Source organism: Pseudomonadota bacterium (assembly GCA_018242545.1).
Taxonomy (GTDB): Bacteria; Pseudomonadota; Alphaproteobacteria; order 16-39-46; family 16-39-46; genus 16-39-46.
Genome location: JAFEBT010000088.1, coordinates 1 through 5472, shown reverse-complemented (window position 1 = coordinate 5472; position 5472 = coordinate 1). Strand labels below are relative to the sequence as shown.

4 protein-coding genes and 10 tRNA genes are annotated in these 5472 nt (G+C 35.6%); 7 read left to right on the top strand and 7 right to left on the bottom strand.

Going from position 1 to position 5472, the window contains the following annotated elements; genetic code table 11:
• Window positions 1-1371: 1371 nt before the first annotated feature.
• A tRNA-Ile gene (locus JSS34_08290) sits at window positions 1372-1443 on the top strand.
• Between the two features lie 687 nt (window positions 1444-2130).
• On the opposite strand, the gene JSS34_08285 is transcribed toward JSS34_08290, so the two are convergent.
• The 5 genes from JSS34_08285 to JSS34_08265 all read right to left on the bottom strand — a co-directional run bounded on the left by JSS34_08285 (window position 2131) and on the right by JSS34_08265 (window position 2566).
• Window positions 2131-2212, bottom strand: a tRNA-Ser gene (locus tag JSS34_08285).
• Window positions 2213-2228: 16 nt separating this feature from the next.
• Window positions 2229-2302 (bottom strand) — tRNA-Thr (locus JSS34_08280).
• A tRNA-Val gene (locus tag JSS34_08275) sits at window positions 2303-2376 on the bottom strand.
• Between the two features lie 35 nt (window positions 2377-2411).
• Window positions 2412-2483: transfer RNA gene (locus JSS34_08270), tRNA-Pro, on the bottom strand.
• Between the two features lie 10 nt (window positions 2484-2493).
• A tRNA-Phe gene (locus JSS34_08265) sits at window positions 2494-2566 on the bottom strand.
• Between the two features lie 198 nt (window positions 2567-2764).
• Between JSS34_08265 and JSS34_08260 the strand changes: the two genes are divergently transcribed.
• A tRNA-Met gene (locus tag JSS34_08260) sits at window positions 2765-2837 on the top strand.
• Between the two features lie 90 nt (window positions 2838-2927).
• On the opposite strand, the gene JSS34_08255 is transcribed toward JSS34_08260, so the two are convergent.
• Window positions 2928-3000, bottom strand: a tRNA-Ile gene (locus JSS34_08255).
• A gap of 61 nt (window positions 3001-3061) precedes the next feature.
• On the opposite strand from JSS34_08255, the gene JSS34_08250 reads away from it, so the two are divergent.
• From JSS34_08250 to rplP, 3 genes are all read left to right on the top strand, one after another.
• Window positions 3062-3134 (top strand) — tRNA-His (locus tag JSS34_08250).
• Window positions 3135-3143: 9 nt separating this feature from the next.
• Window positions 3144-3527 carry a 30S ribosomal protein S12 gene (rpsL, locus tag JSS34_08245; GenBank protein MBS0186301.1) on the top strand — a complete coding sequence of 128 codons (384 nt, stop codon included), beginning with the start codon at window positions 3144-3146 and terminating at the stop codon, window positions 3525-3527.
• Window positions 3528-3547: 20 nt separating this feature from the next.
• Window positions 3548-3940: a 50S ribosomal protein L16 gene (gene rplP / locus JSS34_08240; GenBank protein ID MBS0186300.1), complete on the top strand. Its 393-nt coding sequence runs from the start codon at window positions 3548-3550 to the stop codon at window positions 3938-3940.
• Between the two features lie 361 nt (window positions 3941-4301).
• On the opposite strand, the gene nuoK is transcribed toward rplP, so the two are convergent.
• Entirely contained in the window at window positions 4302-4586 is a 285-nt protein-coding gene (gene nuoK, locus JSS34_08235; protein ID MBS0186299.1) for an NADH-quinone oxidoreductase subunit NuoK, read from the bottom strand.
• 205 nt (window positions 4587-4791) lie between these two features.
• On the opposite strand from nuoK, the gene JSS34_08230 reads away from it, so the two are divergent.
• Both JSS34_08230 and JSS34_08225 read left to right on the top strand, forming a co-directional pair.
• A tRNA-Asp gene (locus JSS34_08230) sits at window positions 4792-4863 on the top strand.
• Between the two features lie 93 nt (window positions 4864-4956).
• Window positions 4957-5181, top strand: a complete 225-nt coding sequence (locus JSS34_08225; GenBank protein MBS0186298.1) for a F0F1 ATP synthase subunit C — start codon at window positions 4957-4959, stop codon at window positions 5179-5181.
• The last annotated feature ends 291 nt before the right edge of the window (window positions 5182-5472 follow it).

Genomic DNA, 5472 nt, shown 5'->3' with positions numbered 1-5472 from the left:
GTATGAAGATAGATAGGGAAGATATATTACGAAGATATATAGGGAAGATATAGTACGAAGATATAGTATGAAGATAGATGAAGAAGATCGAAGAAAGAAGGTGAGAAAGAGCCCAAATCGAAAGATCTCGTATAAAGATCTCCTCAGAAGATCTCGCATAAAGATCTCGTATAAAGATAGATGAAGAAGATCTCGTATAAATATTTCGCACGAAGATAGATGAAGAAAATCTCGCCTAAATAATTCGCCTAAAGATCCCGCCTAAATAATTCGCCTAAATAATTCGCCTAAATAATTCGCCTAAAGATCTCGCCTAAAGATAGGGCATGAAGATAGAAGATCTGGCACTAAGATAAACCCCGAAGATCGAAAGAAAGAGAGCGAGAAAGAGCCCAAGGGCAAAGAAGGATAAAATCTAAAGATCTCGCCTAAAGATCTCGCACGAAGATAGAATGAAAGATCTCGTATAAAGATCTCGCATGAAGATAGAATATCTCGCACTAAGATCTCGCACTAAGATCTCGCACGAATATCTCGCACGAAGATAGAATGAAAGATCTCGTATAAAGATCTCGTATGAATATATATGAAGAATATATATGAAGAATCTCGAAAGAAAGAGAGCGAGAAAGAGTGCAAGGCAAAATAAAAAATAGTAAAAATTTCGCATGAAGATCTCGCCTAAAGATCTCGTATGAAGATCTCGTCTAAAGATCTCGTATAAAGATCTCGCATAAAGATAGAAATCTCGCATAAAGATCTCGCATAAAGATCTCGCATGAAGATCTCGCCTAAAGATCTCGTATAAAGATCTCGTATGAAGATAGATGAAGAAGATAGGGTTAAAGATCTCGCATGAAGATAGGGCACGAATATATCAGAAAAAGATCGAAAGAAAGAAAGCGAGAAAGAGCCCAAGTCTAAACAAAGATAAAATCGAAAGATCTCGTATAAAGATCTCGCATAAAGATCTCGTATAAAGATAGGGCATAAAGATAGGGTATAAAGATAGGGTATAAAGATAGGGTATAAAGATAGAGCATAAAGATAGGGTTAAAGATCTCGTATAAAGATAGAGCATAAAGAAAGGCAAATCTATCGAAAGGAAAGCCGATCGAAGAAAGGCGAGAAAGAGCCCAAATCTAATCTAAGATAAAATTCAAAGATAAAAATCCTACAGGTATAGGATTCGAACCTATAATAACCTCACTCAAAATAAGGAGTCATACCATTAGACCAACCTGTAAAAAAAAGGTAAAAGAGATCAGGCTTGGAGGGAATCGAACCCCCATCAACTATTTTGAAGACAGACGCATTACCATTATGCAACAAACCTAAAAGAGTCCAAAAGGAAAGATTAAAGCCAATAATAAGCTTGTAGCTCAGTGGCAGAGCAGTACATTGATAATGTATTGGCCAAAGGTTCAATTCCTTTCAGGCTTAAGAACCCCAAAATCTTAAAAAGAAAAATCGGAAGAAAAAAGAAGCTTCAACGATAAAAAGAAGAGGGAAGAAAACAATAATAAAAGAAAAAGTATCTACAAATATAGCAGCAAAAAGTAGAACAAAAGAATAAAGAAAATATCTACTTAAGCCCCATCATACACAGATGGGAACGGCCCAAATAACGACGAAAGCCCCTAAGAATTCAAATAAGATATTAGCAAAAGTATAAAAAGTAGGAAGAAAGACTAAAGTATCAGATTGGAAAGATAGAAGAAAGTAAGGTAATCTGAAAAGTAAAAGAGGAGTAGAGAAAAGCGCTAAAAAGAAGATAAAAATGGATCAAATTCATAAAGAGAAAAAGATAGGTAACTCAAATCTAAGAAGCGCAGGTTTAAAGAAGAAATAAAGATGAGAAAAAAGAAGAGGGCCAGTGGAAAAGAAAGCAGCTAAAGCGGAAATTTTAATAAGAGTAAACAGAGTCTCATCTCATTGATAGTTAAGAAAGGAGAAAGGGGAAAGTAGGAAAAGATTAGGAAGAAAAGCAAATCAAACACAAAGAGATAAGAATCAAGAAAGAATAAAATATAAAAATCTAAATTTAAATTCATATAAATGTGAAAAAATCAAAGAGAGAAAAGGGATATTAGCCGAAAACTCTCAAAACTCTAAAACCCTAGAGTCGCACGGAAAGAATGGGGCTTGAACCCATAATCACAAGCGTGAAGCAGTTTAGCAAACTGGCCTATTACCATTCTAGCATCTTTCCAATAAAAGCAATGATAAGCTAAGGCTGGGAATCGAACCCAGATGGTCCCAATTACAAATCGGGTGCATAGGCCATTTATGCTACTTTAGCAGAACACTAAGAGGATCGAACTCTTGACAGCTTCTTTGTAAGAGAAGCACTCTGACCAACTGAGTTAAGTGTTCATAAAAGTTGCAGGTAAGATAACTGAGACATAAGATCAAGAAGTTGGGAATCGAACCCATACCATTTACTCCCAAAGCAAACACTCTGCCAATTAAGCTACATCTTGTTCTAAAAATTGCCCGAAGCAGGGCTTGAACCTGCGAATCTTCCTTTTCAGGGAAGTGCTTTAACCCGCTAAGCTATCCAGGCAAGGTACAAAGTCGAGGTCCTAAGGGATCGGGTACCAAAAAGAAAAGAGAAAGAGGGTAATCAAGGTATAAGTCGAGGTCCTAAGGGATCGGATACCAAGAAATCTTTTCGGAGAGACTTGAACTCTCAAGCCAAAAGGCAGCTAATTTTAAGTCAGACCCGTTTACCAGTTCCGGCACGAAAAGTGAAAATAATCTCGGCGTAATAGTTTAAGTAGTTAAAACCTCTGTCTCATAAGCAGATAATACAAGTGCAACTCTTGTTAACGCCATACAAAAAAAAGAAAGATGTTCTATACAGGACTTGAACCAGCGTTGCGTTCGTGAAAGGAACGTCTCCTAACCAACTAGAGGAATAGAACTAAGCTCGGTCAGAATTGAACTGACGCGCGGATCTTTATGAGAGATATGCTCTGCCGACTGAGCTACGAGCTTGTAAAAAAAAGAAGTTCCTCATGAGTCTGGCGCGAGAGGTATAAAAAGGGAAAGAAGAATGGTGATTATAGCTCAGTAGGTAGAGCAAGACACTGTGAATGTAAAGGCCTCGGGTTCGAAACCCGATAATCACCCATAAAAAAATGCCTACAATAAATCAAATAATGAGAAAGCCTCGAACAGGAAAGAAAGGGCGAACGAAGATAACAGCATTAGAAAGAAATCCTCAAAAAAAAGGAGTAGTATTACGAGTCTTTACACGAAAGCCGAAAAAACCAAATTCAGCTCAACGAAAGATAGCGAAAGTGCGATTATCAAACCAGCGAGAGATCGACGCGTACATAATGGGAGAAGGGCACAATATTCAAGAGCATAGCGTAGTATTAGTTCGAGGGGGAAGAGTGCCAGATTTACCAGGAGTGAATTACAAATTAGTCCGAGGTAAATACGATTTAGGAGGAGTAGTAAATCGAAAAACCTCAAGATCAAAATATGGAAAAAAAAGAGAAACAACAGGAAAAAGGTAAAAGACGGAAAAGGAAAAAAAATGAAAAAAAGAACATTAAAGAGACATAAAGGTAGAACGTCTCAAGTCCCACGAATAGGTCAAAGACGAGTCGGAGAATATAGCATAATCAGTTCATCGCCAGGTCGAATAACAGCGAAACAGATAGCGGCGTTAGAAATGGCATTAAAGCGAAAACTCCCAACGGGAACGGAGATAATCAAACGAATATTTGCAACATATCCAGTGACAGCGAAACCGCTAGAAGTGCGAATGGGGAAAGGAAAAGGAAGTATAGATCATAAAATCGCCCGAGTCCGATATAAGTCAATAATATTAGAAATCAAGAAGACGGAACCAGGAGTAGATTACATGGAAATGCTTCGACAAGTATCGATGAAATTGCCAATCGTAACGAAAATCGAAAAGAATTAATCGATTAATCGAAAATGGAAAAAAAGAGTAAAAAAGGAAAAAAGAATAATCGTACAATAATCGTACAATAATCGTACAATAATCGCACAAATTCCGCACAAATTCCGCATATTTAACGCATATTTAACGCATATTTAAGGCATAATTAAGGCCCATTTAACGCACATTTATCGCACATTTGTCGCACAAAACCCATGTAGACTAAGGAATAAAGATAGATAAAATCGCCATAGGAAAGTAGATTAAGGAATAAAGATAGATAAAATCGCCATAGGAAAGTAGATTAAGGAATAAAGAGTGGCAAAAATGCCATAGAGAGTCCAGGTTAAAAGGCTTAAAGATAAGCCTAAGATAATATAAGTTAACCTCTTAGTAAGTTAATATATTGGATAGCAATTTGCCCTTTAACTCTGAAGTAAGCAACAAGGATAGATAATCCAACGGCCGATTCAGCAGCAGCAACAACTAAGATAAAGAAGGCAAAAAGTTGTCCAAAAATGTCGTCAAAAGCGACAGAATAGAAAATGAAAATTAAATTAATAGCAAGTAGCATTAACTCAATAGACATTAAAAGAGTAATGATATTTTTTCTGTTAACAACAATACCAGTAACTCCAATTACGAATAATAGAAAGAATAATAACATTAATTAGTTCTATAGGAATAAGAACAAAGTATTATAAAAAAAGAAGGTAATTCAGAGGCGAAAAAAGGTAAAAGCATAATAAGTAAGATCTACGAAAAAGATCATAACTAGAAGGTCGTAAAAGGTGTAAATGAAAATGAGTATTGTTAGAAAAAGGAAAAAGAATCAATATAATAGAATAGAGAGAAAGGTATAAAGAAAATTAGGAGATGTAGCATAATGGCAATGCGATAGCTTGTCGAGTTATAGACTGTGGGTTCAACCCCCATCATTTCCGAATCTTAGCTAGAAACCCCTTTTATTTAATAAAGAATAAACGCTTAAGATAGAATAAAAGCCCATCTACTAAAGAGTTAAAAAAACCAAAACAATGCAAGAAGCAGCAAAATTAATAGGAGCAGGATTAGCTACAATAGGAGTGGCCGGATCAGGAGTTGGAATCGGAATAGTATTCGGACAATTAATAGCAGGATATAGCCGAAACCCATCATTAAAACAACAATTATTCGCATATAGTATATTAGGATTTGCATTATCAGAAGCGATAGCACTATTCGCATTAATGATAGCATTCTTAATACTATTTACATTCTAATAATCAAACCCCTAATAAAAGGCAAGGGGCCAAAGATAATAAACAGGAGTAAGTCAGCCCGGCAAAAATCGCCCAACAAACCCCCTTTCTAACACTCATTTCTAACACAATTTCTAACACAATTTCTAACACTATTTCTAATACAATTTTCTAATACAATTTTCTAACATTATTTTCTAACATTATTTTCTAACACTATTTCTAACATTATTTCTAATACAATTTTCTAACATTATTTTCTAACACTATTTCTAACATTATTTCTAACACTATTTCTAACACCATTTCTAA

What these genes read in the sequence shown, in the direction of transcription:
- rpsL (MBS0186301.1), top strand. Translation starts at nt 3,144, where the DNA reads ATGCCTACAATAAATCAAATAATGAGAAAGCCTCGAACAGGAAAGAAA.
- rplP (MBS0186300.1), top strand. Translation starts at nt 3,548, where the DNA reads ATGAAAAAAAGAACATTAAAGAGACATAAAGGTAGAACGTCTCAAGTC.
- nuoK (MBS0186299.1), bottom strand. Translation starts at nt 4,586, where the DNA reads ATGTTATTATTCTTTCTATTATTCGTAATTGGAGTTACTGGTATTGTT.
- JSS34_08225 (MBS0186298.1), top strand. Translation starts at nt 4,957, where the DNA reads ATGCAAGAAGCAGCAAAATTAATAGGAGCAGGATTAGCTACAATAGGA.